14 protein-coding genes are annotated in these 13,706 nt (G+C 67.5%); 5 read left to right on the top strand and 9 right to left on the bottom strand.

The genetic code is table 11. The features are described 5' to 3' along the window. The first annotated feature begins 10 nt into the window (after window positions 1-10). The 3 genes from HCU76_RS14030 to HCU76_RS14020 all read left to right on the top strand — a co-directional run bounded on the left by HCU76_RS14030 (window position 11) and on the right by HCU76_RS14020 (window position 3,655). A complete protein-coding gene (locus HCU76_RS14030) occupies window positions 11-793 on the top strand; it encodes an exodeoxyribonuclease III (RefSeq protein WP_218509668.1) in 783 nt (260 codons plus the stop codon). A 268-nt stretch (window positions 794-1,061) separates the two neighbouring features. Then, window positions 1,062-2,465 (top strand): adenylate/guanylate cyclase domain-containing protein, encoded by a 1,404-nt coding sequence (locus HCU76_RS14025; RefSeq protein WP_218509667.1) that lies wholly within the window; start codon window positions 1,062-1,064, stop codon window positions 2,463-2,465. Continuing rightward, window positions 2,456-3,655 (top strand): OmpA family protein, encoded by a 1,200-nt coding sequence (locus HCU76_RS14020; RefSeq protein ID WP_218509666.1) that lies wholly within the window; start codon window positions 2,456-2,458, stop codon window positions 3,653-3,655. Before HCU76_RS14025 ends, HCU76_RS14020 begins: the two co-directional genes overlap by 10 nt. A gap of 55 nt (window positions 3,656-3,710) precedes the next feature. On the opposite strand, the gene HCU76_RS14015 is transcribed toward HCU76_RS14020, so the two are convergent. From HCU76_RS14015 to HCU76_RS13990, 6 genes are all read right to left on the bottom strand, one after another. Continuing rightward, window positions 3,711-4,616, bottom strand: coding sequence for a polysaccharide deacetylase family protein (locus tag HCU76_RS14015; protein WP_218509665.1), 906 nt, complete (start codon window positions 4,614-4,616; stop codon window positions 3,711-3,713). A gap of 8 nt (window positions 4,617-4,624) precedes the next feature. Further along, window positions 4,625-6,169 carry an amidohydrolase family protein gene (locus HCU76_RS14010; protein WP_218509664.1) on the bottom strand — a complete coding sequence of 515 codons (1,545 nt, stop codon included), beginning with the start codon at window positions 6,167-6,169 and terminating at the stop codon, window positions 4,625-4,627. 80 nt (window positions 6,170-6,249) lie between these two features. Then, window positions 6,250-7,041, bottom strand: a complete 792-nt coding sequence (locus tag HCU76_RS14005) for an ABC transporter ATP-binding protein (RefSeq protein WP_256354170.1) — start codon at window positions 7,039-7,041, stop codon at window positions 6,250-6,252. A gap of 5 nt (window positions 7,042-7,046) precedes the next feature. Beyond that, the gene (locus tag HCU76_RS14000; protein WP_213957257.1) at window positions 7,047-7,994 is read right to left on the bottom strand and encodes an ABC transporter permease; all 948 of its coding nucleotides are present in this window, start codon (window positions 7,992-7,994) and stop codon (window positions 7,047-7,049) included. Window positions 7,995-8,023: 29 nt separating this feature from the next. Continuing rightward, window positions 8,024-9,094 carry an ABC transporter substrate-binding protein gene (locus HCU76_RS13995; RefSeq protein WP_213957256.1) on the bottom strand — a complete coding sequence of 357 codons (1,071 nt, stop codon included), beginning with the start codon at window positions 9,092-9,094 and terminating at the stop codon, window positions 8,024-8,026. A 411-nt stretch (window positions 9,095-9,505) separates the two neighbouring features. Then, window positions 9,506-10,534: an aldo/keto reductase gene (locus tag HCU76_RS13990; protein ID WP_213957255.1), complete on the bottom strand. Its 1,029-nt coding sequence runs from the start codon at window positions 10,532-10,534 to the stop codon at window positions 9,506-9,508. 103 nt (window positions 10,535-10,637) lie between these two features. On the opposite strand from HCU76_RS13990, the gene HCU76_RS13985 reads away from it, so the two are divergent. Beyond that, window positions 10,638-11,495 (top strand): DMT family transporter, encoded by an 858-nt coding sequence (locus HCU76_RS13985; RefSeq protein ID WP_213957254.1) that lies wholly within the window; start codon window positions 10,638-10,640, stop codon window positions 11,493-11,495. A 1-nt stretch (window position 11,496) separates the two neighbouring features. Further along, entirely contained in the window at window positions 11,497-12,276 is a 780-nt protein-coding gene (locus HCU76_RS13980; RefSeq protein WP_213957253.1) for an aspartate dehydrogenase, read from the top strand. Between the two features lie 130 nt (window positions 12,277-12,406). Here the strand turns inward: HCU76_RS13980 and HCU76_RS13975 are convergent, their stop codons facing one another. The 3 genes from HCU76_RS13975 to HCU76_RS13965 are packed head-to-tail and all read right to left on the bottom strand — an operon-like array spanning window position 12,407 to window position 13,678. Next, window positions 12,407-12,889 (bottom strand): GNAT family N-acetyltransferase, encoded by a 483-nt coding sequence (locus tag HCU76_RS13975; protein ID WP_218509663.1) that lies wholly within the window; start codon window positions 12,887-12,889, stop codon window positions 12,407-12,409. 25 nt (window positions 12,890-12,914) lie between these two features. Next, window positions 12,915-13,178, bottom strand: a complete 264-nt coding sequence (locus tag HCU76_RS13970) for a hypothetical protein (protein ID WP_218509662.1) — start codon at window positions 13,176-13,178, stop codon at window positions 12,915-12,917. Window positions 13,179-13,201: 23 nt separating this feature from the next. Next, complete coding sequence (locus HCU76_RS13965) at window positions 13,202-13,678, bottom strand: peptidylprolyl isomerase (protein ID WP_218509661.1); 477 nt, start codon at window positions 13,676-13,678, stop codon at window positions 13,202-13,204. Between the last annotated feature and the right edge of the window lie 28 nt (window positions 13,679-13,706).

Below are 13,706 nucleotides of genomic sequence, written 5' to 3'. Positions count from 1 at the left end.
CCGGCGGCTCATGCGCATCGCCTCGTACAATGTCAACGGGGTGGTCAATCGCCTGCCGCAGCTGTGCGCCTGGCTCGACGTGACGCAGCCCGACGTGGCCTGCCTGCAGGAACTCAAGTGCACCAGCGCCGCGTTTCCGGCGAAGGAACTGCGGGCGCTGGGCTACGAGGCGCTGGTGCTCGGCCAGCCCACCTGGAATGGCGTCGCCATCCTCGCGCGCGGGGCGCCGCCGCTGGAAACGCGACGCGGCCTGCCCCTGTTGAAAGGCGAGCCGGCCGACACCGAAAGCCGCTACCTCGAAGCTGCGGTCGACGGCATCGTCATCGCCTGCCTCTACCTGCCAAATGGCAACCCCCAACCCGGGCCCAAGTTCGACTACAAGCTCGCCTGGTTCAAGCGCCTGAACCGGCATGCGGCCAGCCTGATCAAGACCGGGCACCCGGTGGTCCTCGCGGGCGACTTCAACGTGGTGCCGACCGATGCCGACATCTACTCGACCGCGTCATGGAAGGACAACGCGCTGCTGCAACCCGAGCCCCGCGCTGCATGGCGGGCCTTGCTCAAGCAGGGATGGACGGACGCATTGGAACGGCAGTTCCCGGACAAGACGCCCTACACCTTCTGGAGCTACCTGCGCAACCGCTGGCCGCGTGATGCCGGGCTGCGGATCGATCATGTGCTGCTAAGCCCGTCGGCAGCCGGACGCATGACCAATGCCGGCGTCGACAGGGCGGTGCGCGGGCTGGAAGGCGCGAGCGACCATGCGCCGGTGTGGGTCGAATTGACGGATTGAGGCAGCCTGTGCCTTGACGACGCGAAGACCCTGGGCTCCCGATCTCTTCGACTGCCGAACGTTGACGAATTCCGAAGGTCACCGAAGGCCGTCAGGACTTCCCCGCATCCGCCGTGGCCGGAGGCGGCAAGGCAGCCCGTTTTGCGCTTAGGATCGTGATTGTTACTATATGTGAACAATCCGCGCCTCCGCCGATTCCCTCCTCGACTTCATCCCCTCCCGTGAGTCCCATCCGACGGTGCAACCGGCTTTCGAAGCAGTTGCCAACGTGAACGCAGCCGCGCCACCGCCCTCCTGGGTGTGCAGCGTCCTGTACCTGCAACCCGCCCGCGACCTGAAATGGGACGCCGCGGCCATGCCGGCCTGGCCGGACGCGCTTCGGACGCTGGTCCGCAGGATCCTCGCGGGCATTCCGGTCACCGAATACACCCTCTTCCCTACCGGCGAAGGCATCGCCATCGGCTTCCTGCGAGATGCCGAGGCGGCCATGACCGCCGTCTTCCGGCTGACGCCCGCGCTGCACGATGACGCGTCCCCGGTGGTCCGGGCGGGCATCCATGCGGGCGTGGTGATGTCCGGCATGGACGGCAACGGCCATCCCAGCCTGTTCGGGGATGGTGTCGATGTGGCGGCCCGCGTGATGCAGCATGCGAGCGCCGGCCAGATCCAGGCGTCCGCGGAGTTCCGCGATGCGCTGGGCCACCTTTCGAGTGACTATCGACCGGTGTTCGCGCCGAGCGGGAGCTTCACCGAAGGCGATGGCCGGCAGGTGGGCGCCTTCCTGCTGACGCGGCCGCCGTCGGAATTGCGCATGCGCCTGGAAGCGCGCCATGGCGTCAAGCCTGTCGCCGCACCAGCGCAACCCGAGCCTGACGCGCCAGCCGCGCCTGCCGCTTCCACCGCGCCGGAGCCGGTGGTGACGACCGAGCAGCAGATCCTCAAGACGATCAGCACCTGGATCCTGCCCTTCAACGCCCTGGCCGCCTTCGTGGGCATCGGCATTTCGTGGCTGGAGCGCCTGGCTCCCGGTGGCTCGCTGACCCGGATCGGCTTCTTCGCCAGCCTGGGCCTGGCGGTGGCCATTGCGTTGCTGGACTTGATGCGCGTGACAGGGTGGCCGGCCGCACTGTGGGCACGCCCCGGCAAGCTGTTGCGCGGGCTGGGCAGCCGTGCGGCGACCGTGCTCAGCGCCGTGGTCACGCTGATGTTCGGCTTCTGCGCGCTGGTGCTCTCGCCGGCGAAGCCTGCGGAGCCGGCGCCCGCGGTTGCAACGCCGCCGAGCGTGACGGTTCCCGCGTCGGCCGTTGCGGCGCCGCAAGGCAGGTCATCGCCATCGCCGCAACCGCAGCCGCAACCGCAACCGCAGCCTGCGCCGCAGCCAGCACCGAAGCTCGCCGAGCCTGCGAACCCCCCGTCGGAATTGCCAGCCGCCCCGGCGTCGCCGCAGTCTGCCCCGGCCGCCGTGGCCGCCAAATCGGCGCCCTTGGCCGACCACCCCGCACGCAAGCCCGAGACCCGGCCACCCGCCACGGCAAGCAGCGATCCGTCCGCCCGCACCGAGGCGAAGCGCGCCGCCACCGCCGCCCAATGCAGCGATATCGTCTCGCGCGCCTCCCTGGGCGCCCCACTGTCCCCTGCCGAAGCCGAAACCCTGAGATCCCGATGCCGATAGCCTTCCCCAAAGTCCACGCCACGCTGCGCACCCTCCTGTTGATCGGCATCGTCACCCTGGCAGCCTGCGCGGCCCATGTCTCCGAGCGCGAGACTGGCGTGCCCTTCGAGCAGGCGGTGGACCAGTCGGTCGACGACCTGTTCGCGCAGACGCAGAAGTTGCCGGCTTTCATGGCGACGGTGGAATCGAAGGTCAAGCCCTCCCAGGCCATCGTCATCGACCCTTTGCTGGACGGCGCCAGCGGCCAGCAGACCGATGCCACCAAGGGGGCCGAGCAGCGCATCGCGGAGCGCGTCCGCCTGCGCTTCCGCCAGTTCTCCGTCTCGACCTTCGACGCCTCCGGCCTCGCCGGCGCGCAGTACGTGCTGAACGGCACCTTGACCCGGACCGGCGCCGGCCAGTACCGGCTCAGCCTCGCCCTGACCGAAATCAGGTCCGGCGTGGTGCTGGCCCAGGCCGCGTCCCGCGTGGCCGACAACGCGCTCAATGCCAACCCGACGGCGGCCTACCGCGACAGCCCGGTCATCGCGAAGGACCGCGTCGTCGAAGGCTACATCCGCACTTCGCAGACCCGGGCCGGGCAGCCGGCGGACGCGCTGTACCTGGAGCGGCTGCCGACCTCGGCGCTGCTCGCGGATGCCAATGCCGCCTACAACGACAAGCGCTATGCCGATGCGCTGGCGCGCTACGAGGCCGCGTCGCAGCGCCCGGATGGCCAGCAGATGAGCATCTACAGCGGCCTCTACCTGACCCAGACCCAGCTCGGCCAGCGCGAGGCCGCGGAGAAGACCTTCGGGCAGATGGCCCGGCTCGGCCTCGCGACCAACAACCTCAGCGTCAAGTTCCTGTTCAAGCCCGGGTCGACAGACTTCGTCGGCGATGCGCGGGTCAGCGGCCCCTACCCGATGTGGTTGCGGCAGATTGCGCGCCAGAGCGCACAGATCGATTCCTGCGTGGTGGTGACCGGCCACACCAGCAAGACCGGTTCCGAGACGGTCAACGACCGGCTGTCGCTGCAACGCGCCACGGTCGTGAAGAAGCGGCTGGAGACGGAAACGCCGGAGCTCGGGCGCAAGCTGCGGGAAGCCGGTCTCGGATTCCGCGAGAACATCGTCGGCACCGGCACCGACGACATGCGCGACGCGCTCGACCGGCGCGTCGAATTCAAGGTCGTGGGCTGCGTCTCATAGCGCGCCGTTCTGCATCGGTCACGGCCTGCGTGATTGGGATCGAGCAGCATCAGCTTCACGACACCGCGCCAGCCTTGACGTTCGCGAGCCAATGGCGCGCGATCTGCTCGCGCGTGGCGCACCAGGCACCGCGGCTCTGGCGAATATGGGCCAGCAGCTTGGCGAGCCCGCCGATACGGCCGGGCCTGCCGATGATGCGCGTGTGCAAGCCGATCGACATCATGCGCGGCGCGTCCCGCGATTCGCGCAACAGGCATTCGAAGGCGTCGATCGCGTAGTCCGCGAAGTCATCGCCGCGCACGTACGCGAAGCTGTCGAAAAAGCGCATGTCGTTGGTATCGAAGGCGTAGGGCAGCACCAGGTGGGCCCGGTCGGCGACCTGCACGTAATAGGGCAGGTCGTCGTTGTAGGCGTCGCTGTCGTAAAGGAAGCCGCCGTGCTCGACCAGCAGCCGGCGCGTGTTGACCGAGGCGGACGACTTGGTGTGCCAGCCCACCGGCGCGCGACCATGCAGCCGGTGGATGGTTTCCACGCTGCGCGCGATCCGCTCGCGCTCTTCGTTCTCCGCCATGCCCGCATGCGACTCCCAGCGCCAGCCGTGGCAGCAGACCTCGAAGCCCTGCTGCGCCGCGTCGCTGGCGATCCAGGGCGTTGCTTCGAGCGCACGCGCACAGGCGTTGAGCGTGAGCGGCACGCCGCTTTCCATCAGCAGGCGCGTGATGCGCCAATAGCCGACGCGCGCGCCGTACTCGAACTGGCTTTCCATGCAGAGGTCGGGCGCGCCCAGCACTTCGTGGTTGACCTCGTGCCGGCTCTCGTTGCGCTCGTCGCCCGCACTCAACGAAAGCTCGGCGCCTTCCTCGACGTTGAGAACGAAGGAAACCGCCAAGCCCGCGTCGCCGGGCCAGCGCAGCGCGGGGTAGTTCCAGCGGTAGCCGGAGAAGTCGCGGGTGGCGTCCATCGGTCGATCTACGTGCGGGACGACGGGCCGTAGAACGGCTGGCGCAGCGGCTCTTCCGCCAGGTAGTCCACATAGAAGGCCTTCACATGCGGAAAGACTTCCTTGCCGAGCCAGCGCCGTTTCTCCTCTTCCGGCGTCCGCGGCTTCGACAGCATCTCCGCGATGTCACCCAGCACCTTGTCACGGTCGATGTACTTGAAGCGGCCCTGTGCGTAGATCGGGTCTCCGCCGACGTAGACGGTGTCGACGTGCCTGGTCGATGCGCGCTGCATCAGCGCATCGAGCGGCGGAATGTCGGTGTCCTGGAAGGGCCAGGTGGCGCCGTGGTAGTCGATGGCCACCGCGTCGAAGTTCATCCCCACGTCGAGCCGGCCGATCTCGCCACGGAAGGCGGTCGTCTTCGCGCCATGCTCGGTCGCCATGCGCAGCACCTGTGGGCAGCTGGGCACCTCGTCTTCCTCGAGGCCCGGCACGCGATGCGCTCGCAACGCCAGCTTCATCTCCTGGAGCATGTCGCGGTCTTCGTTGATGCCCGCTTCGTCCAGCCCCATGCCGATGGTCACACCGCGCTTCTCCAGTGCGTTGACCGGCGCGATGCCGCTGCGCAAGCGGAAGTTGGAGCTGCAGTTGTGGCACACGCAAGTCGACGTGTGCGCCACGATGTCGACGTCTTCCTCGGTGAGCCAGACCGCGTGGCCGAGCGTCATCCACGGGCCGAGCGCGCCCATCTTCTCGAGATGCTTGACGGCCGTGGTGCCGGTGCGGCGGCGGGCGTATTCCTTCTGGTAGACCGTCTCCAGCAGGTGCATGTGCATCGGCACGTCGTCGGCCTTGGCCTGCTCGACCAGCGTCATCAGGCCATCGTCCGTGATCCAGTGGAAGTTGGCCGGCGCGAGCTGGATGTGCGTGAGCGATTCGTTGGCGTTGTCGTCGCGCAGCACCTTGTAGAGCTTCATGTGATCGTCGAGGCTCATGGTCGCCTGCTTCAGGTGCGCGGCTAGCGGCACGCCGATGTCGCTCGGCAGGCTCGCGCAGAACTTGGCGTCGTCTTCGTACACGAGGCGGTTCTGCTCGCGCACCGAATAGCAGTACGAGGCACGCAGGCCGATGGCGCGGTAGGCGCGCAGCACGGCGCTCGACGATTCATGCACCTGCTCGAAACTGCCGCGCAGCCAGCCGTGGATGTGCTGCACCGTGGTGATGCCGGAGGCGATCATCTCGAAGGCCGAATACAGCGTGTCCAGGTAGCCGTCGACCGTGCGCGCCGCCATGCGGCTCGCGAACCACAATTCCAGCGCGTGGTCGGGCGAGCCGAGTTGCAGCGGTGTAAGGCCGACGTGATGGTGGCTGTTGACGAAACCCGGCAGCAGCATGTGCTGCGAATGCTGGGTGACCGGCGCATCGGGGAATCGCATGCGCATCTCGTTGAACGGGCCGACGGCAACGACCTTGCCGTGCTCGTGGACGAGGGCGCCGTCGTCGATGACCTCGGGCGTGTGGCGGTCGCGTACGCCGGTGACGATCCATTTCGCGCGAACCATGGCTTGTGTCATGGGGTGTGTCTTTCTTCAGTGTGTGGCAAGCCGCGCCGACGGTTCCAGAACCGTCGGGCGTGCGAGAGGTTTGAACAGATCTAGAGGGACGCTTCCTGCTCGAGGAAGGCGCGGTCCACTTCGTCGGCCAGCAAGTCGGCCAGGTGCTGCTGCAGCTCGATGAGCAGGGGGTCGCGCATCGAGCGCGGACGCGGCTGCTTGACCGGCACGATCTCCTTGATGCGGCCCGGCCGCGCGGTGAACACGACGATGCGGTCCGCCAGCGCCAACGCTTCATCGATGGAGTGCGTGACCAGCAGCACGCTGGCGCCGCTCGCGCGCCAGACCGCGAGCAGATGGCCCTGCATCTTGGCCCGCGTCTGGATGTCCAGTGCCGCGAAGGGCTCGTCCATCATCAGCACCTTGGGCTGCATCGACAGCGCGCGCGCCAATGCGGCGCGCTGGCGCATGCCGCCCGACAGCTCGTCGGGTCGCTTCGAGGCGACATCGCCGAGTCCCACCTTGCGCAGCAGTTCCAGTGCCGTCGCCTGCCGTTCGGTTGCAGGCACGCCCTGCAGCTTCAGCCCGAACGAGACGTTGTCCGCGATGGTGAGCCACGGGTACAGCGAGGCCTCCTGGAAGATCATGCCGCGCTGCGGATCCGGCCCGGTGATGGGCACGCCTTCGCAGAGCAGCTCGCCTCCGGTGGCAGGCTCGAGGCCCGCGACCATGTAGAGCAGGCTGCTCTTGCCGCAACCCGACGGCCCGAGCAGCACGACGAATTCGCCGGCCTTCACTTCGAGGTCGAGATCCGCCACGGCCGACACCGCCTTGGGCGTGTCGGGGTTCCAGACCTTGCGCACCTGGCGCATGCTGATCATCGAATTCATCATCGCCATCACCTCCCCGCCATGGCCGAAGGGCCGACCCACCACAGCACGCGCTGCTGCACCCACAGCAGGCCGCGGTCGAACGTGAAACCGAGCACGCCGATCAATGTCATCGTGAAGAACACGAGGCTCGCGTTGAAGGTGTTGCGCGCCATCATCACGATCTGACCGAGTCCCGAGCCGACGCCGACCGCCTCGGCGATGAGCACCACCATCCAGGCGGCAAACAGGTTCAGGCGCAGCGTCACGCACAGGCTGGGCAGGATGGCCGGCAGGATGACCTGGCGAAACAGCTGGCGCTTCGTCGCACCCATGATCCGCGCGACCTGCAGGTAGGCCGCCGGCACCGAATCGATCTGCGACAAGGTCGACAGGACGATGACGAAGAACACCGAGATGCACACCAGGAAGATCGCCGGCACGTTGCCGATGCCGAAGACGAACACCGCTACTGGCAGCCACGCCACGGGCGAGATGGGCGTCAGCAACGTGGTGACGGGCAGCACGAGCTTGCCGAAGAGCTTGAAGTAGCGGATCGCCACGCCGATGGCCACGCCCGCCACGAAGCCGATGGCGAGCCCGAGCACGACGCGCATCGATGTCCACGCCATGACGAGCAGCACCGACAGGATGCCGCCGCCTTCGTCGTCCGGGCCACGAAAGCCCGGCGCGTCGAAGAACTTGAACTGCTCCGGCAGGTTGGCCAGGAACAGGTGCGGCGGCGGCAACAGCAGGGGATCGGCGATGCCTCGCCACCAGCAGAGCTCCCAGATGGCGATGAAGGTGCCGACGGATGCGATCCACCAGAACACGCGCGCCGCGAGTTCGCGGCCACGGCCCGGTGGATGGTGGGACTTCGCCATGGCGGCCTTGTCGGCCTTGGGTGCCACGGGCGAAGGTGCAGGGACAGGAAGAGAGGCGGGCGCGTCCGCGCCGCCGAGCGACATGGATGTCATGGGCTGTTTCGGTTGCAGGTCTGCAGGCATCAAGTCGTGACGGTCTTGAGCTTGAGCGAGGCGTAGAGGTCCTTGTTCTCGGCGATGACCTGCTCGAGCAGGGTCCAGTCGATCGCGGCGCGGGTGGGGATCTTCTTGATGTAGCCCAGTTCCTTCATCGACTGGCCGCGGTCCAGGATGAACTGCGTGTTGTTGCGCTGGTCGATCATCGCGGGCTGCTTGGCGGCCGCCATCTTGGCGGACTCGAGCGATGTCTTGTAGTACTCGCCGACGGTGTCCTTCATGGCCGCGTCCGGGTCTTTCTCGGCCTGGCTTTGCGCAAGCATCATGGCCTTGATGATGGCCTTCACCGCCTTCGGGTTCTTTTCGATGAGGGGTGTGCGAACGGCGAGCACGCAGTCTGAGTAATGCGCGCCATACAGGTCCTTGCCGTCCGAGATGATGGTCGAGCCCTTGCGCAGCGTGAGGCACTGCGTCGCATAGGGCTCGACCTGGCAGGCCGCGTCGATGGCGCCGGAGGTGAAGGCCTGGGCCAACTCGGGCGAACTGTTGAAGTAGCGCACCTGCACGTCCTTGAAGCTCAGGCCGCCCTTCTTCAGGTAGTCGTAGGGAAGGACTTCGAGCGTGTCGGCCTGGAAGGTGCCGATGGTCTTGCCCTTGAGGTCGGCTGCGCTCTTGATGCCTTCCTTCGCGGTCAGGATGCACCCTTCGACCCCTGCGCCCGCGACGATCTTCACCGGTGCGCCGGCGTCGTAGAGCGTCATGAAGTTCGAATACGGGATCACCGACATCTCGACCTGCCCCGAGCCGAACAGCGTGGCGATGTCGGCGTTGGTGGGCGTCACGACGAAGTCCAGTTCCACGCCATCGGCCTTGGCCAGGTCGCGCTTCTTCGCGAGGAAGAAAGCCAGGTTGCACAGGCCTGCGCCGTGCGTGGCCTTGATCCTCGTCGTCTCCGCGTGGGCCGCGGTCGACATCAGCATGGTGGCCAGGCCCGCCGGCATGGCGATGCTTGCGCTGGCGACGCCACTGGTCTTCAGGAAACCGCGGCGCGAGAGTTCAACGAGTTGGGAATGGGTTCTGCCGTTGCGTTCACACATGATGACTACCTCTACGTTGCAGCGCACCCGGCGTGCGCTCATTGGGACAAGGACGTGGTCCTCGCGAGGTAGGTAGATTGCGGTCGGCCTACACAAGCGATTCCCACGTTTCGCTTGGCACGCCAACCGGAGGGCTTTCGCCCTGCGCTGGAAAGCATTTAGCAAGAGCCGTTCCACCGGGTCGGTCGTGGCAGTTCGCTGGTGAGGAGAACGATTGGCTTAGTCACGCAAGGCGACTCCGGCCCGTGGTAACCCATCGTGGTGCACTGGGCATGGTTTTGGCGCACGGCGGTGGACCGCCGCGCCGCGTTTCAGCGACGAGCCGAAGGCCGATACGCCCCTCGACGTTAGCGGGCGACGCGTCGACTCAAGGCGTGCGGCGCCGCGCGAATCTGTCAGCCGGCACTCACCTCAGCGCTGGCCCCGCTCGTTGAGCATCGGAAACCCGCGCTGGTGCCACACCGGGTACGCCGCCGGCACATCGCTCGCCGCATCCAGCGCCGCCACCTGCTCGGTCGTCAGCTTCCACCCGACCGCGCCGATGTTCTGCACCAGTTGCGCCTCGTCGCGCGCGCCGATGATCACGCTGGCCACGGTCGGCCGTTGCAGCAGCCAGTTCAGCGCCACCTGCGGAATGGTCTTGCCCGTTTCGGCGGCCACGGCATCCAGCGCGTCGACGATGCGGAACAGCCGCTCTTCCTCGAATTGCGGCCCGGTGCCCGCGATGTCGTGCGCGCGCGTGCCGGGCTTGGCCGGCTGGCCGCGGCGGATCTTGCCGGTGAGCTTGCCCCAGCCCAGCGGGCTCCAGATCACCGCGCCCACGCCCTGGTCGAGGCCGAGCGGCATCAGCTCCCACTCGTAGTCGCGGTTCAGCAGCGAGTAGTAGGCCTGGTGCGCCACGTGCCGCGGCCAGCCGTGGCGGTCCGACACGGCCAGCGACTTCATCAGGTGCCAGCCCGAGAAGTTCGAGCAGCCGATATAGCGCACCTTGCCCGAGCGCACGATCTGGTCGAGCGTCGACAAGGTCTCCTCGACCGGTGTGTTGTAGTCCTGTCCGTGCAACTGCAGCAGGTCGATGTGTTCGACGCCGAGCCGCAGCAGCGCCTTGTCGACCGCGTCGATCAAGTGCTGCCGTGACGAGCCGTAGTCGTTGGGTCCGTCGCCCGACGGAAAGGTGGCCTTGGTCGAGATCAGCAGCCGGTTGCGCTTGCCCTTGATGGCCTGGCCAAGGATCTCCTCGGCCAGCCCCGAGGAGTAGCCGTCGGCGCTGTCGAACATCGACACGCCGTGGTCCAGGCACACGTCGATGAGCCTTGTGGCGCCGCCCGCGTCGGTCGAGCCCCAGGCCTTGAAGAAGTCGTTGCCGCCGCCGAAGGTGCCTGTGCCGAAGCTGAGCGCGGGCACGCGCAGGCCGGAGTGGCCGAGACGCCGATGTTCCATGGTGATGAATCCTTGCGTTGCTTGCGAAGACGAAGCCCCGCAATCTATCCCTTTGCGCAGGGACGTGCAGGCGGGCAAGATTGGCGCAAAACCACGCACGCCCATGCCCACCTTCAAGACGATCGCGCTCACCGCGGCGGCGATGCTCGCCTTCGCCGCCAACTCGCTGCTCTGCCGGGCCGCGCTGCAACAGGCCGGCATCGACCCGGCGAGCTTCGGCAGCATCCGGCTGGTGTCGGGCGCGCTGGCGCTTGCCCTCATCGTTCGCATGCGCTCGCAGCCCGCGCCGCGTGGCGCAGTGGACCGGGTTGCGCCGCTCATGCTGTTCGCCTACGTGGGCTGCTTTTCATTCGCGTACCTGAGCCTGTCGGCCGGCACGGGTGCGCTGATCCTGTTCGGCGCGGTGCAACTGACGATGTTCGGCGCGGGCCTGCGTGCGGGCGAGCGCTTCGACACGGTGGCGCTGGCCGGCCTGGCGCTGGCAGTCGGCGGCCTCGTCTATCTCGTGTCGCCGGGCGTCGCTGCCCCGCCGCTACTGGGCGCCGCGCTGATGGCCATTGCCGGCGTCGCATGGGGCGTGTACTCGCTGCGAGGTCGCGGCGTGACCGATCCGCTGGCCGCCACCGCACGCAATTTCGCCTGGGCGGCGCCGTGGGGGTTGCTGCTCAACCTGCTGTTCGTGCAGGGCGTGCATGCGAACGCCAGCGGCGTCGCGCTGGCCGTCGCATCCGGCGCCATCACCTCGGGCCTGGGGTACGTGATCTGGTACGCCGCGCTATCCCATCTTTCCGCGATGCGGGCAGCGACGGTCCAATTGTCGGTGCCGTTGATCGCCGCGCTGGGCGGCGCGCTGATGTTGACGGAAGCCATTACGCCGCGCTTAATTGCCTGCTCTGCAGCGATCCTCGGCGGCATTGCGCTGGTGCTGTTCGCTCGGTCGCCGACGCGAAGGAAGCCCTGACATGATGCATGTGACATTCATCGGTGCTGGTGCCATTGCGACCGAGGTCTTCGACCGCCTCGCGCCGTATCACAACGCGCTGCAGATCACCGCGGTGGTGCGTGCCGACGCCTCGGCCCGGACCTGGCGCGACGTGCCGGTGTATTCGTCCGTGCCCAACGACTACTGCGACCTCGTCATCGAGATGGCTGGCGAGGCCGCCGTGACCCAGCACGTGGTGCCGGCCTTGCGCAACGGCGTGCCCTGCTTCATCTGCTCGGTCGGCGCACTGGCCGCGCCGCAGGTGCAGGCGGCCGTGCGCGGCGCCGCCCAGCAAGGCGGCACCACCGCGCAACTCATGAGCGGCGCGATCGGCTCGCTCGATGCGTTGGCCGCGGCGGCCATCGGCGGACTCGACCGCGTGCACTACACCGGCCGCAAGCCACCGGCCGCCTGGGAGGGCACGCCCGCCGATGCGCCAGGGGCGCTGGACGCGTTGACGCAGCCCACCGTCATCTTCGAAGGCAGCGCGCGAGACGCGGCGCTCAAGTACCCGCAGAACGCCAACGTCGCGGCCACCATCGCGTTGTCCGGCGTGGGGCTGGACAAGACCCGCGTCACCCTCATCGCCGACCCCTGCGTGCAGTGCAACGTGCATCACATCGAGGCATCGGGTGCCTTCGGCCGGCTCGATTTCTGCTCGCACAACCTGCCCTCGCCGGACAACCCCAAGACCTCAGCGCTCGCGGCCTGGAGCGTGGTGCGCGCGGTGCTCGACAGGGTGAGCGCATTCAGGTCGTAGCAACGCTCAGAAGGTGTGAAGATTTCGTAGCGAGGGCGCCGAGGTCGGGTTGAGGACCGGAGCCGCACTCTCGTGCGGTGAGGACCGCAGGCCCGAGATCGGTGGCCGCAGTAGAAATATTCACACCTTCTCAGTCGCCGGCTGTGGTGCCCAGCATCTTGCGCATGCGCGCGTTGCGCAGGCGTTCGCCACGCACGTCGACCTGCTGGCGCTGTTCGACGACGAAGCCGCAGCGGAAGAAGAAGCCTTCGGCGGAAAGGCTGACGTCCGCGTGCAGTTGGCCGATGCCGCGTGCATGAGCCGACTGGTGCAGATGCGCCATCAGCGCGGTGCCGACGCCGCGGCCGCCGAATGCGCCGTCGACGAAGAAATGATCGATGAGGCCCGCGTCCTGCAGGTCGGCAAAGCCGGCGATACGGCCTTCGAATTCGGCGACGAAGGGCCGGTTGCTGCGCAGCCCTTCGGCCCACGCGGCGGCGTCGTAGTCGCGCGGCGCCCAGGCTTCGAGTTGCGCCGGGGTGTACCAGGCCGTGCCCATCTGGTGGACGGAGGCGCGGAAGACGGCGCGCAGCGCGGCTTCGTCGGCGCCGGGTCGGAAGTCGCGGATGCGCATGGGACCGGCGCCGCGCGACGGATCGCTATTGCCCGACCACCGACCAACCCGCCTTCTGGTTGGTCTTGTCGTTCTCGTATTCCCACTTGGTGCCGCAGGCGTCGCAGCGGTAGGTGGTGACGTTCACCGAATGCCCCTCGCGCTCTTCCTTGCGGGTGGACTGCTGCACCAGCTCGGCATGGCCCGGGGCCTTGCGCCAGTTGCGCTGGATGCCGGCGCAGCTCGCGCACAGCGGCATCTTCTTCTGGTCAGCGGCGCGGGCTGAGCGCTTGGGGTCGACGGTGGTCATGGAGTGCCCGATCGTGGTGGCGTTCAATGGTGATGGCCGTGCTCGCCATGCACGTGGCGATGCGCGATCTCTTCCTCGGAAGCTGGGCGCACCTCGGTGACCTTGAGGCTGAAGCGAAGCTCCATGCCGGCCAGCGGATGGTTGCCGTCGAGCATCACGACAGGGCCCTTGATCTTCACGACGTTGAAGATCTGCTGCTCGCCCTTGTCGTTGCGCCCTTCGAGTTGGCCGCCGACCTTCACGCCGGGCGGGAATTCCGACTTGGGGATGGTGCGCACCAGCGATTCGTCGCGCTCGCCGAAGCCGTCCTCGGGCTTCAGCTCCAGCGTGACCTGGTAGCCGGGCATGCGCCCGTCGAGCGCGGCCTCGATCTTGGGCAGAGTGTTGCCGTAGCCGCCGTGGAGATAGACCATCGGGTCCTTGCTCTCCTCGATGAGCTTGCCCTTGGCATCCGCGACCTTGTAGCGCAGGGTGACGACGGTGTCTTTGGTGATTTGCATGGGGGGTGATTCTCTCGCAGGTGCCCCG

The organism is Variovorax sp. dw_308, assembly GCF_019207085.1.
In the GTDB taxonomy this organism is placed as follows: Bacteria; Pseudomonadota; Gammaproteobacteria; order Burkholderiales; family Burkholderiaceae_C; genus Variovorax.
Note: the sequence above shows the minus strand (reverse complement) of the source record. Positions and strands in the feature narration are given on the sequence as shown.

Bases quoted from the DNA above. Each gene is read 5' to 3' on its own strand.
- HCU76_RS14030 (WP_218509668.1), top strand. From the start codon at position 11: ATGCGCATCGCCTCGTACAATGTCAACGGGGTGGTCAATCGCCTGCCG.
- HCU76_RS14020 (WP_218509666.1), top strand. From the start codon at position 2,456: ATGCCGATAGCCTTCCCCAAAGTCCACGCCACGCTGCGCACCCTCCTG.
- HCU76_RS14015 (WP_218509665.1), bottom strand. From the start codon at position 4,616: ATGGACGCCACCCGCGACTTCTCCGGCTACCGCTGGAACTACCCCGCG.
- HCU76_RS14010 (WP_218509664.1), bottom strand. From the start codon at position 6,169: ATGACACAAGCCATGGTTCGCGCGAAATGGATCGTCACCGGCGTACGC.
- HCU76_RS14005 (WP_256354170.1), bottom strand. From the start codon at position 7,041: ATGATGAATTCGATGATCAGCATGCGCCAGGTGCGCAAGGTCTGGAAC.
- HCU76_RS14000 (WP_213957257.1), bottom strand. From the start codon at position 7,994: ATGACATCCATGTCGCTCGGCGGCGCGGACGCGCCCGCCTCTCTTCCT.
- HCU76_RS13995 (WP_213957256.1), bottom strand. From the start codon at position 9,094: ATGTGTGAACGCAACGGCAGAACCCATTCCCAACTCGTTGAACTCTCG.
- HCU76_RS13990 (WP_213957255.1), bottom strand. From the start codon at position 10,534: ATGGAACATCGGCGTCTCGGCCACTCCGGCCTGCGCGTGCCCGCGCTC.
- HCU76_RS13985 (WP_213957254.1), top strand. From the start codon at position 10,638: ATGCCCACCTTCAAGACGATCGCGCTCACCGCGGCGGCGATGCTCGCC.
- HCU76_RS13980 (WP_213957253.1), top strand. From the start codon at position 11,497: ATGATGCATGTGACATTCATCGGTGCTGGTGCCATTGCGACCGAGGTC.
- HCU76_RS13975 (WP_218509663.1), bottom strand. From the start codon at position 12,889: ATGCGCATCCGCGACTTCCGACCCGGCGCCGACGAAGCCGCGCTGCGC.
- HCU76_RS13970 (WP_218509662.1), bottom strand. From the start codon at position 13,178: ATGACCACCGTCGACCCCAAGCGCTCAGCCCGCGCCGCTGACCAGAAG.
- HCU76_RS13965 (WP_218509661.1), bottom strand. From the start codon at position 13,678: ATGCAAATCACCAAAGACACCGTCGTCACCCTGCGCTACAAGGTCGCG.